This window comes from Bacillus sp. FJAT-45350 (genome assembly GCF_002335805.1).
GTDB lineage: Bacteria > Bacillota > Bacilli > Bacillales > NISU01 > FJAT-45350.
On sequence record NZ_NISU01000003.1, the window covers coordinates 134,700 to 152,876 of the forward strand.

15 protein-coding genes are annotated in these 18,177 nt (G+C 36.5%); 11 read left to right on the plus strand and 4 right to left on the minus strand.

Going from position 1 to position 18,177, the window contains the following annotated elements; translation table 11 throughout:
• Positions 1 to 108: 108 nt before the first annotated feature.
• Positions 109 to 1,683: a catalase gene (locus CD003_RS19715; RefSeq protein ID WP_096202973.1), complete on the minus strand. Its 1,575-nt coding sequence runs from the start codon at positions 1,681 to 1,683 to the stop codon at positions 109 to 111.
• 195 nt (positions 1,684 to 1,878) lie between these two features.
• Between CD003_RS19715 and CD003_RS19720 the strand changes: the two genes are divergently transcribed.
• Positions 1,879 to 3,041, plus strand: a protein-coding gene (locus CD003_RS19720; RefSeq protein ID WP_096199207.1) for an IS3 family transposase whose coding sequence is annotated in 2 segments (ribosomal slippage) — positions 1,879 to 2,155 and positions 2,155 to 3,041 — 1,164 coding nt in all. Because the reading frame shifts where the segments join, the coding sequence is not laid out codon by codon here.
• An 81-nt stretch (positions 3,042 to 3,122) separates the two neighbouring features.
• Here CD003_RS19720 and gdhA read toward each other — a convergent pair.
• A complete protein-coding gene (gene gdhA, locus CD003_RS19725) occupies positions 3,123 to 4,505 on the minus strand; it encodes an NADP-specific glutamate dehydrogenase (protein ID WP_096202974.1) in 1,383 nt (460 codons plus the stop codon).
• A 215-nt stretch (positions 4,506 to 4,720) separates the two neighbouring features.
• Here gdhA and CD003_RS19730 point away from each other — a divergent pair, with 215 nt between their 5' ends.
• Positions 4,721 to 5,626, plus strand: a complete 906-nt coding sequence (locus tag CD003_RS19730) for a LysR family transcriptional regulator (RefSeq protein ID WP_096202975.1) — start codon at positions 4,721 to 4,723, stop codon at positions 5,624 to 5,626.
• A 58-nt stretch (positions 5,627 to 5,684) separates the two neighbouring features.
• On the opposite strand, the gene CD003_RS19735 is transcribed toward CD003_RS19730, so the two are convergent.
• A complete protein-coding gene (locus CD003_RS19735) occupies positions 5,685 to 7,262 on the minus strand; it encodes a GDSL-type esterase/lipase family protein (RefSeq protein ID WP_096202976.1) in 1,578 nt (525 codons plus the stop codon).
• 229 nt (positions 7,263 to 7,491) lie between these two features.
• On the opposite strand from CD003_RS19735, the gene CD003_RS19740 reads away from it, so the two are divergent.
• The 9 genes from CD003_RS19740 to CD003_RS19780 all read left to right on the plus strand — a co-directional run bounded on the left by CD003_RS19740 (position 7,492) and on the right by CD003_RS19780 (position 17,941).
• On the plus strand, positions 7,492 to 9,165 hold the full coding sequence (locus tag CD003_RS19740; protein WP_096202977.1) for a glutamine--tRNA ligase/YqeY domain fusion protein: 1,674 nt from the start codon (positions 7,492 to 7,494) through the stop codon (positions 9,163 to 9,165).
• Between the two features lie 163 nt (positions 9,166 to 9,328).
• Positions 9,329 to 10,519, plus strand: coding sequence for a class I SAM-dependent rRNA methyltransferase (locus CD003_RS19745; protein ID WP_373558590.1), 1,191 nt, complete (start codon positions 9,329 to 9,331; stop codon positions 10,517 to 10,519).
• 349 nt (positions 10,520 to 10,868) lie between these two features.
• Entirely contained in the window at positions 10,869 to 11,969 is a 1,101-nt protein-coding gene (locus CD003_RS19750) for a fatty acid desaturase family protein (protein WP_096202978.1), read from the plus strand.
• 363 nt (positions 11,970 to 12,332) lie between these two features.
• A complete protein-coding gene (locus CD003_RS19755) occupies positions 12,333 to 12,530 on the plus strand; it encodes a cold shock domain-containing protein (RefSeq protein ID WP_096202979.1) in 198 nt (65 codons plus the stop codon).
• Positions 12,531 to 12,657: 127 nt separating this feature from the next.
• Positions 12,658 to 14,154, plus strand: coding sequence for a DEAD/DEAH box helicase (locus CD003_RS19760; protein WP_096202980.1), 1,497 nt, complete (start codon positions 12,658 to 12,660; stop codon positions 14,152 to 14,154).
• Positions 14,155 to 14,340: 186 nt separating this feature from the next.
• Entirely contained in the window at positions 14,341 to 15,699 is a 1,359-nt protein-coding gene (locus tag CD003_RS19765) for a glutamine synthetase family protein (protein WP_096202981.1), read from the plus strand.
• Between the two features lie 224 nt (positions 15,700 to 15,923).
• Positions 15,924 to 16,793 carry an SDR family oxidoreductase gene (locus CD003_RS19770; protein WP_179295637.1) on the plus strand — a complete coding sequence of 290 codons (870 nt, stop codon included), beginning with the start codon at positions 15,924 to 15,926 and terminating at the stop codon, positions 16,791 to 16,793.
• A 27-nt stretch (positions 16,794 to 16,820) separates the two neighbouring features.
• The gene (locus CD003_RS19775) at positions 16,821 to 17,132 is read left to right on the plus strand and encodes a DUF5634 family protein (protein ID WP_179295638.1); all 312 of its coding nucleotides are present in this window, start codon (positions 16,821 to 16,823) and stop codon (positions 17,130 to 17,132) included.
• Between the two features lie 263 nt (positions 17,133 to 17,395).
• Positions 17,396 to 17,941 carry a TIGR00730 family Rossman fold protein gene (locus CD003_RS19780; RefSeq protein WP_096202982.1) on the plus strand — a complete coding sequence of 182 codons (546 nt, stop codon included), beginning with the start codon at positions 17,396 to 17,398 and terminating at the stop codon, positions 17,939 to 17,941.
• Between the two features lie 49 nt (positions 17,942 to 17,990).
• Here the strand turns inward: CD003_RS19780 and CD003_RS19785 are convergent, their stop codons facing one another.
• Positions 17,991 to 18,167, minus strand: a complete 177-nt coding sequence (locus CD003_RS19785; RefSeq protein ID WP_179295639.1) for a YfhD family protein — start codon at positions 18,165 to 18,167, stop codon at positions 17,991 to 17,993.
• Between the last annotated feature and the right edge of the window lie 10 nt (positions 18,168 to 18,177).

The following is an 18,177-nucleotide window of genomic DNA, read 5'->3' on the forward strand; positions in this document are numbered from 1 at the left end:
TATACACCTCATTAAGACTATCAAAATGATTAATGAGAAAAAGTGCCATTTCTCAATTTTTTAACTACATGAGAAGCCTGGCACTTTTATCTAGTAAAGATCCTTTAATTAATAAGGATCGGATGGATGACCCATTTCTTCTGCTTGTCTGACAGCTTCGTCCATTTTAGACTCACCATCTTTGCTTGCTGAAGCAAGTCCTTCTTTTACTCGCTTACCATAGTCTTCATCACACTTTGTGAAAATATCAACCATCCGGTCTTGAATTTCTTTGCGACAGCCTGAGAGAGCGTCAACTAGATTGGATATTAATTCATCCCGTTCCCAATCATTAAATCTTCTGTACGTCTCACCAGCTTGTCCAAAGTTATTTTCGCGAGAAATTTTTTCTCTTTTAACATTTCCTGCAACATATGGTTCATGTTCTTTACCAGGGTTTGTAGCTTCCTTCAAGCCACCGATAAGAGATGGTTCATAATTGACGTGTGGATTTTGATTTTTGGCAAACTCTGTTCTGAAATCCATTTGTCCAGCTTCTTGATTTGAAGATACATGTTTCTTTGGTTTGTTAATTGGAAGCTGTAAGTAATTTGAGCCGACACGGTAACGTTGGGTGTCTGAGTACGAATAAGTTCTTCCTTGTAATAATTTATCATCAGAGAAGTCTAAACCATCAACAAGAACACCGGTACCAAATGCGACTTGTTCTACTTCAGCAAAATAATTTTCAGGGTTTTTGTTTAGGACCATTTTTCCAACTTTATGCCATGGATAATCTTCTTTGTACCAAAGTTTTGTCGGATCTAAAGGATCAAAGTCTAACTCAGGGTGTTCGCCGTCTTCCATGATTTGAACGTATAACTCCCACTCTGGATAATCTCCCTTTTTAATCGCTTCATACAAATCTTGTGTTGCATGATTAAAATTCTTTGCTTGGATTTCATCAGCATCTTTCTGAGCGAGGTTTTTAATACCTTGTACGGGTTCCCAGTGGTATTTAACTAGCACACCTTTGCCTTCCTCATTGACCCATTTGTAGGCGTGAACACCAGAGCCTTGCATTTCACGATAATTAGCTGGGATACCCCATGGTGAAAATAAGAATGTAATCATATGTGCAGATTCAGGTGTTTGGCATAAAAAGTCAAACATTCTTTCAGGGTCTTGGACATTTGTAACTGGGTCAGGCTTGAATGAGTGAACCATATCAGGAAATTTTAATGGGTCACGGATAAAGAAGATTTTCAAGTTGTTTCCAACAAGGTCCCAGTTACCGTCTTCAGTATAAAACTTTATTGCAAACCCTCTAGGATCTCGTAACGTCTCTGGAGAATTTCCACCGTGGACAACAGTAGAGAAGCGAACAAACACAGGCGTTTGGTGCTCTGTATTTGTAAATACCTTTGCTCTAGTATATTTTGAAATCGGTTCGCCGTTTACTGTTCCGTATGACTCAAAATACCCGTGAGCTCCAGCACCACGAGCATGCACGACACGCTCTGGAGTTCGTTCACGGTCAAAATGACTAATTTTCTCAAGGAAATCATAGTTTTCAAGCGTAGTTGGTCCTCGATTTCCAACAGTTCTTACATTTTGATTATCGGTTACAGGGTGTCCTTGTCTATTCGTTAATGTTTCTTCAGAATCTGTATTATGTTCATTATTTGTTTGATTACTATCCATTAGGAAACCTCCTTTATATGTACAGCTACATGTTGCACATTAGAAGGTAAAATTATGCAATAAGTGTTGAATTAACCACAAAAAAACCCCTCAAAAGGCTAACACCTTTTTAGACTAACCTAAATTATTGGGACACTATAAAACACCTTCGAAATGGTACACTTAAAAAAAGTACTATTCGGAGGTGTTTTTTGCATGGGCAAAAACGTATATTCAAATGAAGTGAAATGGGCAGTTGTTAAAGATAAGATGAGTGGGCAATTCACAAATAGAGAAATCATGGAGAAGTATGGAGTTAAAAATGTCTCTCAAATTAAAACATGGATGAAATGGTATCGTGAAAATCAGGTTCATAGATTCGATCAGCCGATAGGCAAACAGTATTCGTATGGTCATGGGCCTGACAATCAAAATGATGAAGAAAGAAAAGAACGACAAATGATGCATTTAAAACAAGAGAATGAAATCTTAAAAAAGTATTTGGAGATCGAAAAGGAGTTGAAAAAGAAATAGTCCTCCAACTAGTAGATACATTACGCAAAAAATATACTGTTTCAGCCATCTTATTAGCTTTAAATGTTCCAAGAGCTACTTATTACCGCTGGGCTTCTTCACAATCAATCAAATTGTCCGTGGAGGAGGAAACGATTATTTCCCTTTGCGAAGAAACGAAATATCGCTATGGGCATCGTAAAATTAAAGAGCTGTTAAAGCGTAAGTACCATATAAAGTTAAACCGTAATACAGTTCAACGGATCATGCAGAAGTATCACTTGCAATGCAGAGTAAAGCAGAAGAGGAAGTGGAAATCTCAAGGAGAATCTGTGATTGTGGCTCCGAACTTATTACAACGAGAGTTTTATGCAATCAAACCTAACCAAAAATGGGTAACCGATATTACCTACATTCAATATGGTCCAAACACTCTGTATTTATCAACAATAATGGATTTATTTAATAACCAAATCGTCGCTTACAAGATCTATACTCACCAACAAATCCCTTTAGTTGTCGATACATTGAATGAAGCATTACAAAAAAGAGGAAACCCAAAAGGGGTTATCATTCATTCAGATCAAGGAACTGTCTATACTTCCTATGCTTATCAAAACCTAATAAAAGAGAAGAATTTAGTGAGTAGTATGTCACGTAGGGGAAACTGTTGGGACAATGCAGTAATAGAATCTTTTCACTCTAACCTAAAATCAGAGGAATTTCAGTATGTTAAATTTAATTCGTTATCTTTAGAAGAAGTTAAAGAGCGTGTAGACGAATTTATGAGGTATTATAATGAAGAGCGTATCCAAGAGAAGTTAGGCTACCACACACCAAAAGAATTTGGTAATATGGCAGCCTAAGAAGGTGTTTTATTACTGTCTCAAATGACTAGGTCAGTCTATTTTGAGAGATTTTTGTAAAAATTAAGTGTTACATATTTTTTATATTATACCTTGAGCCATCATCGCATCGGCAACTTTGATAAATCCAGCAACGTTTGCTCCAACTACTAAGTTTCCTGGCTGGCCATAAACTTCAGCAGCATTTACACTGTTACGGTAAATATCAGTCATAATTTCTTTTAATTTCGCATCTACTTCTTCAAAAGTCCACGCAAGTCTCATGCTGTTTTGAGCCATTTCAAGAGCTGATACAGCAACACCACCAGCGTTTGCAGCTTTTGCAGGAGCGAATAGTACTTTATTTTCTAAAAATACGTCAATTGCTTCTAATGTAGAAGGCATGTTAGCACCTTCACCAATAGCTTTCACGCCATTAGCTACTAAGATTTTAGCTGAGTTTACGTCAATTTCGTTTTGTGTCGCACATGGAAGAGCGATATCACAAGGAGTTAACCAAATATCAGCACATCCTTCAGTATACTTAGCATTTGGGTGTTCTTTTACGTATTCACTAATTCTTTTTCTATCAACTTCTTTAAGACGTTTAACAGTTTCGATGTTGATTCCGTCTTCGTCATAGATGTAACCATTAGAATCACTACATGCTACAACTTTTGCACCTAGCTCTGTTGCTTTTTGCATTGCATAAATAGATACGTTACCAGAACCAGATACTACAACAGTACTACCTTCGTAGCTTAAACCGTTGTCTTTAAGCATCTCATCAACAAAGTATACAGTACCAAAGCCTGTAGCTTCTGTTCTACCTAAGCTTCCACCATAACCAAGACCTTTACCAGTTAAGACGCCAGCTTCATAAGCACCACGAAGTCTTTTGTATTGTCCGAACATAAATCCAATTTCTCTCGCACCAACACCGATATCACCAGCAGGTACGTCAACATCTGGTCCAATATGCTTGTAAAGCTCAGTCATAAAGCTTTGAGTAAAGCGCATTACTTCAGCGTCAGACTTTCCTTTTGGATCAAAGTCAGATCCACCTTTACCGCCACCGATTGGTTGACCAGTTAAAGAATTTTTAAGAATTTGTTCAAACCCTAGGAATTTGATAATACTAGCATTAACAGATGGGTGGAAACGTAATCCACCTTTATATGGTCCAATTGCACTGTTGAACTGAACTCTGAAACCACGGTTTACTTGAACTTTACCTTGATCATCAACCCAAGGTACTCTAAATGAAATAACTCTTTCAGGTTCAACCATTCTTTCAAGGATACCAGCATCCATATATTGAGGTTGTTTTGCAAATACAGGTACAAGTGAGTCAAAGATTTCTTTTACCGCTTGGTGGAATTCACTCTCATTTGGGTTACGTGTAATTACTGTTTGATAAACACCGTCAACATATTTTTTTGCAACTTGTAATTGATCTTGCTTAGTTTCTTGTAAAGTAGCCATAGCTCTAATACTCCCCTTTGTTATATAAAGTACATAAGTATATGTTTCTGAATACTGAAATGTAACAAACCTAACTAAAGTAAATTTGATTTGGTAGATTATTTTACACAATTTTCTCTTTTTTTATTTTATAATTGATAAATAATCGAAAACAATATACAAATTAGATATTATTAATGCCAAATTGAGATTGATTAGTAAAGAAGGTGAAATAGATGGAATTGAGACAAATCCAATACTTTATTGAGGTTGCTAAGCGAGAACACGTAACTGAGGCTGCGGATGCCATGCATGTTGCCCAATCGGCAGTCAGTCGTCAAATCTTTAATTTAGAGTCTGAGTTAGGTGTGAACTTATTTATTCGAGAAGGTAGGAATGTGAGACTAACTCCTATTGGAAGGATATTTTTAAAGCATATGCGTGACGCGATGCAAGTAATTGATAATGGAAAAAGAGAGATTGAAGAGTTTCTAGACCCAGAGCGGGGTACCATTCGAATCGGCTTCCCTAGTAGTATGGCAAATTATATTTTACCAACAGCTATCTCAACTTTTCGAGAATTGTATCCAGATGTTAAGTTTAAATTGAGCCAAGGTTCTTATCATTACCTAATTGAGGAAGTTATTAGGGGAGAGATTGATATGGCAATCATCGGTCCTGTACCTACTGAAGTAAAGAAAATAAAAGGTGATGCGTTGTTCTTAGAAAGCATTGTAGCACTCATTCCTACTAATCATCCACTTGCTAAAAAGTCTTCATTAAAACTAAGTCAACTAGAAAATGATTCATTTGTACTTTTTCCGAATGGGTTTGTATTACGGGATATTGTTGTTGATGCATGTAAGCAACAGGGCTTTGAACCTGAAGTGTCATTTGAGGGAGAAGATATGGATTCTGTAAAGGGCCTTGTATCAGCAGGACTAGGCGTGGCACTCATTCCAGAAATTACGTTAGTTGATAATGTTCCACGATCAACTGTTAAACTTCCAATTAGTGAACCTGAAGTGACAAGAACCGTTGGGGTGATTATTTCTAGTGAACGACAGCTACTTCCAACTGAAAAATTGTTTTATGAATTTCTGAAAGGCTTTTTTAATGAGCTAGCTTTATTAGGAAAGTAGCCAACACTATTTTGAAAAAATAAGATAGTGAGCAAATGGGTACTCACTATCCTTTCTCTTATTGATTACGTACATGAATTGGAAGTGACACAGTTGGTAATAGCTCTATATTGCTACTGTCTCCGCTTCCGATTTTAAATGTAGCTGTTACTTGGTACGTACCAGTAGGCACTGGTTCATTTAAAGGTTCCCATTGGTATAGGCTTGGATAAAATGTATCCCTAACTACAATCTCTTCATTTGGGTCAAGTGTATAAATTGGAACATTTGCTGTACATTCAAGGCGTTCTTCAAAGTGTAATTGACTTCCTGGTAAGAAAAATTTTGATCCTGTAGGTATGCTCAAATTAAGGCCGTAATCACAACCACTAACGCCATAATATGTAACTTCTTCGTTCGAATTGTTTTTAACGCGAGCAATAGCTGTAACACTTTCACCAGCATGTATTTGTTCTTTATCAATGCTTAAACTAAAAGTAATTCTGTGTTCCTCGTATTCAACCGTTTCTGTTTTTACTTCAATAAATTCTTTCGTTGTAAATGGCATGTTGACGTTTTTACTTAAGGTGTTTCCGTTCATGTCTTTTATTCCAGTAAGAATATGCAAGCTATACGTTTTCCCATTTTCATATATTCCAACTGGAAACACAGTTACTTCTTTATTATCGTCAGAAAATTTATAGAGTGTACTTACCTGTTTCCCTTTGTCGTCAAGGACATAAAGTGTTTTAGATGATACTGTTTCTCTCTTGATTGGTTGGTTAAAGGTTATTGTCCACGCTTTATCAATGGCAATATCCTTCTGTTCCTCAGTCCAAATCTCCCAAGCTATCTTACTAACATTTAAAATTTCTTTCATAAACTCATTTGCAATGGCTTCATATCCTAACAGACTTAGATGGACATCATTAGGATTAGGTAGATATGTTTGATGGTTAGAAGCTATTACGTCAGCTGTTGGGATAAAATGAATTGAATCACTTGTTTCAGTAAGTTGATATAATGATTCATTTAAATTATCTAGTATAGAAAGGATTAGATTTCTAAACTGTTCATCAATATAAGGAAAAGAATTATAGTAGCCCATAATATAGATATTAGCTTCTGGGTTTAATGTTTTAATTTCAGAAATTATATCATGCATGTTTTGTTTTACTTTAGGTATGGCCTGTTGAAGATTGATAAAATCAACGTTTACTTCACCGTCTTTTACTTGTAAATATTGAAACAAATCGTTTGCTCCGCCATTTAACGTAATTATATTTGCATTTTCAATATGGGATCGAAGGCCAGTCGTATGAACTGGCAAATCGACTCCTTGAAAAGTAAAGAACTCTCTTCCATCATTTTGAATGTCCTCAAGTATATGGCTAGACGTATACCCAGCCACAGCGAAATTACGTAGATTAACGTTCGTTTCAGTTTGTACTAGGAGCTGAATGAACTCCGGATAACCTTTATCAAATTGCGGTAATCCATTACTATCTCTTAAAGGTGTCATACCAGCTGCTAAAGAGTCACCTAAGGCTACATAGGATATCTCCTTATTTTCTCCTAGAGTATTCGATGGTAAGATGAGTAATAAAAGCATGACAATAGTTATTAAAAATGAAAGTTTACTAGTTTTAGTTTGCACTATTTTCTTTCCTCTCTAATTTAAAATTATTTATAAAGGTTTATTATTCCAACTAAGCGACATTAATTCCTTCTTTGCTCATGAAAGAAAATATAACGAAAAATATTCAGTCCACACAGATTAAATAAGGGACAATATGGCATCATAGATAGATATATATGGTTATTTATGATATAACTACAATTAAATTATTCTTTTATTAGAGAAGTGTATGAAAGGTTGAGATGGAATGGAGAACAAAAATACGTCGTCTAACTTTATAAAAAATATAGTGAACGAAGACTTAAAGACAGACCAGTATAACGAAATCGTAACAAGGTTCCCGCCTGAACCAAATGGTTATTTACATATCGGCCACGCTAAATCAATTGTTTTGAACTTTGAATTAGCGGACGAATATAATGGAAAAACAAACTTACGATTTGATGATACGAACCCACTTAAAGAAGATGAAGAGTACGTTAATTCAATTAAAGAAGACGTAGAATGGCTAGGGTATACATGGGAAAACCTATGCTTTGCTTCGAATTATTTTGATGAAATGTATGAGCGTGCAGTTTTATTAATTAAAAAAGGTTTGGCTTATGTTGAGGATTTATCTCAAGAGGAAATTAGAGAGTATAGAGGAACATTAACAGAGCCTGGTAAAGAAAGTCCATCTCGATCTCGTACGGTAGAAGAAAACCTTACTTTATTTGAAAAAATGAAAAATGGTGATTTTCAGAACGGTGAAAAGGTATTACGAGCAAAAATCGACATGGCATCACCAAATATTAACTTACGTGATCCTGTAATATACCGCATTTCACATACGACACACCATAACACAGGTGATAAGTGGTGTCTTTATCCAATGTATGCTTTTGCACATCCTCTTGAAGACGCTATCGAGGGCGTAACACATTCAATTTGTACGTTAGAATTTGAGGATCAACGACCATTTTATGATTGGGTTGTTGAACAATGTGAAATGGAAGCGAAACCTAAGCAAATAGAGTTTGCTCGCTTGAACTTGACGAATACGGTTATGAGTAAGCGTAAGCTAAAGCTCTTAGTTGATGAGAATGTAGTTGATGGGTGGGATGACCCACGCATGCCAACGATTTCTGGTTTACGAAGAAAAGGGTATACACCAGAGTCGATTCGTAACTTCTGTCGCGAGATCGGTGTAGCTCGTGCCTATAGTACCGTTGATGTTCAAATGCTAGAGCATTTTATTAGAGAAGACTTGAAGATGAAGGCGCCACGTACAATGGCAGTTCTTAAGCCATTAAAGGTCGTTATTACAAACTATCCTGAAGGTCAAGTTGAAATGCTGGATGCTGAAATTAATCCAGAAAATCCGGAAATGGGTACAAGGAAAATCCCATTTTCTCGTGAAATTTATATAGAGCAAGAGGACTTCATGGAAGACCCACCGAAAAAGTATTTCCGTCTATTCCCAGGAAATGAAGTACGCCTAAAGCATGCATATTTTATTAAGTGTGAAGAAGTAGTCAAAGATGAAGAAGGCAATGTAGTTGAGCTACGTTGCACGTATGATCCTGAGACGAAAAGTGGAACTGGCTTTACTGGACGTAAGGTAAAAGGTACACTTCACTGGGTTGAAGCAACTAATGCGAAACAAGCACAATTCAATCTATATGAGCCTTTAATTGTTGATGAGGATAAGGACGGCGAAGCAGAAGAAAGTAATACTGAAAAAACGTTCCTTGACCATATCAACCCGAATTCATTGGAGAAGCTTTATGGCTATGTAGAACCGAATATGACTGAAGCAGAGGCAAATGATAAGTATCAATTCTTTAGACATGGGTACTTTAATGTTGATTCAAAGGACTCAACAAAAGCACAACTTGTGTTTAACAGAATTGTATCGCTAAAGAGTTCATTTAAATTATAGAAATATTTTTGAACATTTACTAAACTGATAAAAGTGTAGGAGGGTGCCCCGATAAATTGACTTAACTGGGGACACCCTCTTTTTTCTGTATCCTATGTAGATAAAAATTGTCTTTTGTTAAGAATGTTTGAAAAGGAAGAACATAGTAGAGGGTGAAATCAATATGGAAATTCAATTAAAACTAAATGCAAAGTTCAGTAAGAAATATAAAAGTGGATATCCACTAATTGCTAAAGAAGCTATCATTAATTTAGATGAACTAAAGAAAGAGGGAGAGATTTTTCGCCTTGTAGATGAGAAAAATCAATTCATAGGAAAAGGCTATTACGGCAAACAAAACAAGGGTTTTGGGTGGATTGTGACACGTAAGGAAAAGGAAGTAATCGACCAATCATTCTTTGAAAAAAGGATAAAGTCTGCCTTCGACTATAGAAGTGATTTATATCAGGATCCAGATACGACAGCCTTTCGTGTCTTTAACGGAGAAGGTGATGGTATAGGAGGCTTGACGATAGATTTCTTCGATGGTTATTACCTTATTAACTGGTATAGTGAGGGAGTTTATCAGTTTAAAGACGATGTCATTACTTCGATAAAAAATGTAGCAGAATTTAAAGGGATTTATCAAAAAAAGAGATTCTCTACAGATGGTCAATACATAGAAGAGGATGACTTTGTTGTCGGCGAAAGAGGAGAGTTCCCCCTTATTGTGAAAGAAAATGGTGTTAACTTTGCTGTGTATCTAAATGAAGGGGCAATGGTTGGTGTTTTTTTAGACCAAAGAGAAGTAAGAAAAACAATAAGAGACAAATATGCTAAAGGAAAAAATGTCTTAAATACATTTTCCTATACAGGTGCATTTTCTGTTTTTGCAGCTCTTGGTGGGGCAACGAAAACAACAAGTGTAGATTTAGCTAATCGAAGTCTGACAAAGACAATTGAACAGTTTAGTGTAAATGGCATAGATTACGAAGCGCAAGACATCATCGTTGAGGATGTGTTTCATTACTTTAAATATGCTGGAAAGAAGCAGCTAAAGTTTGATATGGTCATTCTTGATCCACCGAGCTTTGCAAGGTCTAAAAAGTTTAAGTTTAGTGCGAGAAATGATTACAAAAACTTACTAAAAGAAACGATTGCGATAACAGAGGATGATGGGATTATTGTAGCTTCTACAAATTGCAGTACATTTGACATGACGAAGTTCAAAGGATTTATTGATACGGCCTTTGTAGAAATGAAAGGTAAATATAAGATTCTTGAAGAGTTTTCTCTTCCAGACGATTTTAAAACTATCAAAGAATTTAGAGAAGGAAATTACCTTAAAGTCGTCTTTATAAAAAAAATAAAATAGTTAAGTTTAGAGAAGAGATTGTATCAAAAGGTAAAACGACCTTTGGATAGCCTCTTCTCTTATTTGTAAATTTATCCACTATTATGAATAATAACTGAGGAATTGATCTTTTGTTCAATAAATAGTAACAAATATTAGGACCTGGTATTAAAAATAATTTGCTTTTAGCTTATCTAGTTGTTACGATATTTGTAGGTAGAGGTAACAATGATAATGTTAGAATTATCAGAAATTAAAACACAATATTTTTAGTACCGCCAATGTTAGAAAATATGATTGTTTTCAATTTGACATAAGGTACGAAAGAATGCCCCTACTAATTACGGTCTAAATTGAAAGGAGTCAAGAAATGAAAGATTTACACTCGTTTGGTTGGTATGCTGCTAAGTTACAGCCCGATTTACCAAAAGAAGTATTTGAGCCCGTTCCAGCCCGTCTATTAGGTGGACTTGCTTACCTTATTGTTGTTGTTGCAGGTATTTTGACTATAGGTTTGGTTGATTTAAATATTTGGTTAAAACTTCTAATCTCTGCAGTTTTAGGCTTTAGCTTTTCAGGATTAGGATTTTTAGGTCATGAGATATTACATGGTAGTGTTGTAAAAACTCCCTGGTTACGAAACTTTTTAGGGGGGATTGCATTCTTCCCATTAAGCACAGGACCTAGATTATGGAGAAAGTGGCATAACGTTGAGCATCATGTACACACTCAAAATGAACATAAAGATCCCGATGCTTGGCCAACGATACAACGCTTCCTAAAAATGCCGTTAATTGTTCGACTTGCATATAAACTTCCGATGTCAGTACGCTCATTTGTAAGCTTTAGTTTGCTTACAGTATCATTTTCACTACACTCGATGAGAATGTTTGGTCGTTATGTACGTTCGTTTAAACCTAGTAAGCGTCCAATGGTTTGGTTTCAAATGCTGTTTCCATGGGCGGTATGGATTAGCTTGTTAGGATGGATGGGCTTTTCAAATTGGCTTTTTGCTTTCGTTATACCTTTATTTATTGGGAATGCAATCGTAATGGCATATATTGCAACAAACCATCGCTTAAATCCAATAGTGGATGTTAACGATCCATTAGCAAATTGTCTGTCGGTAACGGTTCCCAAATGGTTAGATGTTCTTCATTTTAATTTTTCGTATCACACGGAGCATCATTTGTTTCCGGCGATGAATCCGAAACATTACCCAATGGTTAAAGCTCATATTTTAAAGAAGTGGCCTGAGCGTTACTTTGAGATGCCGTTTGGAAAAGCGTTAATTGCACTTTGGAAAACACCTAGACTGTACCAAGATAAAACAGAGCTAGTAGATCCTACGCCTGGAAATGTGTATGACACATTAGGAAATGGATTTGATCAAAAAAATATAAAACCTCGTAAATCTATTAGTACTGATGAGATCGCACTCGGGAAAAGTGTTGTAACTGAACGGAAATAAAAAAAGGCTGCTGGAAAAAGTGATTTCACTTTTTCCAGCAGCCTTTTTAGTAATCTCAGTACAAAAAGTCTTATCCATTTGAACCAAACTTTTTTAATTAAGACAAAATTTGCTTTCTGTAATAATACATGTTATACTAACCTGTATTGTTAGAAAGTAACGGAAGATCGCAAACAAATTATACGGCCCTCTAAAAAATTTTTTCGCTTTCAGGTGAATAACTTTAGCTAAAGAATGGGATTATAAAAATGCGTAGGCTTTAGCCTAACAGTGTAGAAAGCTGGTATTTTTCCTAAGTAGGATGGATGTGTATGGTACGGTTTTCTACTTTTTATCGAAATTTTTTTAGGAGGCCTGTTTAATATGATAGGTAAAGTAAAATGGTTTAATGCAGAAAAAGGGTTCGGGTTTATTGAAAGAGAAGATGGAGACGATGTATTCGTTCATTTCTCAGCAATTCAAGGTGAGGGTTTCAAATCTCTTGATGAAGGTCAAGGCGTTGAATTTGAAATCGTAGACGGAGACCGTGGACCACAAGCTGCAAACGTTAATCGCATCTAATTTAACGGTGGAGACCATGTTCCATGTTGATGGAATAATGGTCTCTTTTTTGGGAACGATTTAAGTAAACAAATATATTTTATATATGAAAGAATATAAGGTTTTATAATAAAGGAGACTGAAAACATTGGCAACATTTTTTGATTTTAATTTAGACAACAAAGTAACACGTGCATTAACTGAAATGGGATTTGAAGAAGCAACTCCAATTCAAACACAAACGATACCTACAACGCTAGCAGGAAAAGACATAATTGGACAAGCACAGACAGGAACAGGGAAAACTGCTGCATTTGGTGTACCTCTTATCGAAAAAATTGATATGAGTAAAGACTATATTCAAGGGATTATTTTAACACCAACTCGCGAGCTAGCTGTTCAAGTAGCTGAAGAGTTAAATAAAATCGGTCAATTCAAAGGCGTTCGTGCTTTACCGATTTATGGTGGACAAGATATTGGAAGACAAATTAAGGCGTTAAAGAGAAATCCACATATTATTGTTGCTACACCTGGGCGTTTAATGGACCACATGAGAAGACGTACAATTAAGCCACAAACAATTAGCATGGTTATTTTAGATGAAGCTGATGAAATGCTAAATATGGGATTTGTTGATGATATTGAAACGATCCTTAAGGAAATCCCAGAAGAAAGACAAACATTACTATTCTCAGCAACAATGCCTAAGCAAATTAAATCTCTAGCTGAGCGTTTCTTACGTGATCCAGAGATGATTACAGTTAAGGCAACAGAAATTACAATGCCTAATATCCAACAAGAATACGTCGAAGTGCCAGAAAAGCAAAAATTCGATGTTCTATGTAGATTATTAGATATCCACGGAGCTGATTTAGCGATTGTCTTCGGAAGAACGAAGCGAAGAGTAGATGAGCTTGCAGAAGCATTATCAAAACGTGGGTACGATGCTGAAGGTATTCATGGTGATTTAAACCAAGCGAAGCGTGATAGCGTTATTCGTAAATTTAAATCGAAAACAATTGAAGTTTTAGTAGCAACAGATGTTGCAGCTAGAGGATTAGATATTAGTGGGGTTACTCACGTATTTAACTTTGACATTCCTCAAGACCCAGAGAGCTATGTTCACCGTGTAGGTCGTACTGGTCGTGCTGGGAAAACAGGTCTTGCAATTACATTTGCAACACCAAGAGAAATTGGTCATTTAAAAACAATTGAACGAGTTTCGAAACGTAAAATTGATCGTAAGCCAATTCCTAGCTTTGCTGAAGCAATTGAAAGTCAACAACAAGCAACTGTTGAAAAGATTGTAAGCACTGTCGAAGGTGGAGGGTTAGAACCATATAAAGCAATGGCTGAGCACTTACTAGAAGAAACTGATTCAGTAACGTTATTATCTGCTGCATTAAAATTATTAACAAAAGAGCCTGATACAACACCAGTTCGTTTAACGGAGGAAGCTCCTTTACGTGTGAAATCTGGTGGTGGGTTCAAAGGTAAAGGTGGCGGAAAACCAAGAGGTAGAGGTGGAGACCGCAACCGTGGTGGTGGAGATAAAGGTGGATTCCGTCGTTCAAGTGGTGGTGGTGGAGGTCGTCCATCAGGTGAAAGAAGAGGCCAACAAAAAAGTAAAACTAAAAAGTACTAAATCAAAGTTATAAATGAATATCTTAAAAGGTCTGCTAACAATAAGTGTTAGGAGGCTTTTTTTCTCGGTTTAAAAACCATGTTAGATAACTTAACAAGAAGTATTGTGAATAATTAAAATATGGTTTACACTCTGTATATAACAAAAGATGTTAACTATCATCACACAGAAAGGGAAGTGTTATACATGTCAGTGAATACTACGTCAAAAGAGGCTACGTTAGAGAATATTAAAAAAGTGATTGAGGAAAAGAGTGTTGAACTACTTCACATTCAGTTTGTTGATATTGAGGGGACATTAAAGCATGTAACTGTTACGGCAGACCAAATTGACCATGTTGCTGAAGGGAAAGTAATGTTTGATGGGTCATCTATTAAAGGCTTTTCTCCAATTAATAAATCTGACCTTTATTTACAACCGGATTTAACGACATTCGCTGTGTTACCTTGGAGTGTAGAGGATGGCTATTCGGAAGCAAGATTTTTATGTAGTGTAAAAAATCCAGATGGCTCTGATTTTGCTGGAGACCCTCGTAATGTGTTAAAAAAAACCGTTAAGAGAGCGGAGGATAAAGGCTACTCAATTAGTATCGGACCGGAGCTAGAATTCTTCCTGTTTGAAACGGATGAAGATGGTCGTCCTACTCAAAAAACTCAAGATTTCGCTGGATATTTTGAGCCATCTCCACATGATAATGGAGAAAAAGTAAGACTAGAAATCTATCGTACTTTGAAACAAATGGGCTTTACAATTGAAGCTTCTCATCACGAGGTAGCTGAAGGGCAGCATGAAATTAACTTTAAATATGCAGATGCATTAGGAGCAGCTGACCTTGCAACTACGTACAAGTGGGTTGTTAAAACAGTAGCGAAAAGATTTGGTTTACATGCTTCATTCATGCCGAAGCCTATTGCTGGGGCTAATGGAAGTGGAATGCATACGAACATTTCTTTATTCGATATTGAAAAACAAGAAAATGCATTTTACGATGAAGGTGATGGTAGACAACTTTCAGAAAAAGCATATCAATTTATTGCTGGATTAATAGATAATATTGAAAATTTTGTTGCTGTAACAAATCCACTAGTAAACTCTTATAAGAGATTAGTACCTGGATATGAGGCGCCTTGCTATATTGCATGGAGTGCATCGAATCGTTCAGCATTAATTCGTATTCCTGCAACAAGAGGAGCTGGAACGCGTGTAGAGATCCGCTGTCCGGACCCGGCGGCAAATCCATATTTAGCATTTGCAGTAGTAGCTGCTGCAGGTTTAGATGGTATCGACCGTGAATTAACAGCACCTGTAGAAGTAGCGGATGACATTTTTAGTATGTCAGTATCTGAATTAAAAGAAAGAGGAATCGAGAACCTACCTTCTAACCTAGAAAATGCCTTAAATGCCCTTGAAGAAGGTGTCATTGGTAAGGAAACATTAGGTGATCATGTATACGGTGAATACCTTGACCTAAAACGTTCAGAATGGGATAGCTTCCGCGTAGCAGTAACAAACTGGGAAACGGAAAACTATCAGACGAAATTTTAAGGGGAATGGCAAATTTCGAATTGCAAATTAATAATTTGAGGAAAAAGGCATGCCGCAGGCTTGTCTTTTTTCTATTTAAGGATAGGGGAATTATCGATATCTAATTATAACCTAGGATGGTCTCAGCAATTCGCCATTCGCAATTTGCAATTCGTAATTTAACAATTCATAATTCCAAGGTTTTTTTGCCAAAATATAATCATCGCTATGAAGGAGGAGATTTGATGAGTAAAGAGCAAGGGTATCCATCTGGTCAGCCAGCACAGCACCAAAATCATCAGCCTGGTATTGAATCAGAGATGAATCCACTGCCAATCGCAGAGGACGCGGATTACAAAGGAAGCGGAAAACTTCAAGGGAAAGTGGCTTTAATTACTGGTGGCGATAGTGGAATCGGCCGTGCAGTGGCGATTGCTTATGCAAAAGAAGGTGCGAACGTAGCAATCAGTTACTTGAATGAGCATGAAGATGCAAATGAAACAAAGAGACAGGTAGAACAGGAAGGGCAACAATGCTTGTTAATCGCGGGTGATATAGGTGACGAATCCTTTTGTCAGCAGGCAGTAAAGCAAGTCGTACAACAGTTTTCAACACTGACGATTTTAGTGAATAATGCAGCGGAGCAACATCCTCAGCAAGGAATTGAAATGATAACGGCAGCTCAACTTGAAAAAACATTCAAGACGAATGTATTTTCAATGTTTTACTTAACAAAGGCAGCTTTGCCTTATTTGAAGCAAGGAGGAGTAATAATAAATACTTCTTCCGTGACTGCGTACAAAGGTCATGAGCAGTTAATTGACTATTCGTCTACAAAAGGAGCAATTACAACCTTTACACGCTCACTTGCGTTGTCTCTTGCGGGAGATGGAATTCGTGTCAATGGAGTGGCTCCTGGTCCGATTTGGACTCCGTTAATACCTTCAACGTTTGATGAAAATCAAGTGAGTACATTTGGAACGAACACTCCAATGAAACGTGCTGGACAGCCCGAGGAATTAGCAGCTAGTTATGTGTACTTAGCTTGTGATGATTCTTCTTATATGACAGGGCAAATGCTTCATTTGAATGGTGGAGAAATTGTAAACGGATAAAGTATAACTATGAAAGGAGTAGATAGAATGGATTTTATATCCCGGGAAACAATTGTGGCGGAAATGAATGAATCTATGCAATCGTTATTAGACAAGTATTCCTTAGATGATATTGGTGTTTTCGAGGAACAAGGAGAAGGGGATACATATTACCTAGGGTACACTATTAGAAAAAATGGTGAGATATATATGATTCATAAACCTTTCAAAAAAAATGATGAAAACCAGTTGCTTATAGAAAAGCAAGAATGGATTATTGAGACGGATGACGGTGACACAGGTGGGTTTACCAACTTAGATGAAGTGTTTGCAACAATAAATAAAGGTTTTACCCATTAAAAGCTTTAATATCTTATAGGTCCATCATTTTCATTTTGATGGGCTTTTTCAATACTTTTTAAACTTCCGGGACCCAACTGCATTAGATTTTTTCATTAACCTCCTTATTCATAAGTTTATTTCTAGTTATAATAGTAGTATAGTTATGGAATCAAAAGGAAAATATAAGTAAGTTCATTTTCGTTGGACTAGAATTCTATCCGTTTACGGGTAAACATATACTTATGTAAGTATTTATAGTTTGTTTGATGGGGGTTGTAGAATTGAAAGCTATTGCTGTTTTTTGTGGTGCTAAGGATGGAAAGAAGGATACGTATAAAAAAGGGGCTGAATCACTAGGGGAGGCTCTTGCGAAAAACAATATTACCCTTGTTTATGGTGGCGGTAGTGCTGGTCTTATGGGTGCTGTTGCGGATGCGTGTTATAAAGCAGGAGGAACTGTCATTGGAGTCATACCGAAAATTTTAGTGAAAAAAGAAGTAGTTCACCCAACATTATCAGATATTCGAATAGTTAACACGATGCATGAACGTAAAGCAATGATGTATGAATTGTCAGATGGGTTTATTGCTTTACCTGGTGGAATTGGGACGATTGAGGAATTCTTTGAAGTATTGACATGGAATGCAATAGGAGAACATCAAAAGCCATGCGCCTTATTAAATATTGACCACTACTATGACCCGTTTATTTCATTATTTGATCACATGGTGGAAGAAGCATTTCTTGGTGAAGAAATACGGGATCTAGTTTTAGTGGAAGAAAAGCCGGATAGAGTGATTGAATTATTTAAAAATCAAAATGAATAATCAAAGGAACCTCCTCATTTGAAGGGGTTCCTTGTTTTTAATCATAAAATTATTTTTTATCTACTCCAGTAACAGGGAAGCCAGGCTTTTGTTCATATTGATATTCATCTGCGACTTCCTTAGCTAACTCTAGATCGTCATTGCTTGTAAGCTTGTCTTTATCAGGAGTTTGTGGAAGTCTCGCCTTGTTTTTGTCTCTTGCTTTTTGTTTTCTTGCTCTACTCAAGTTAAGCACC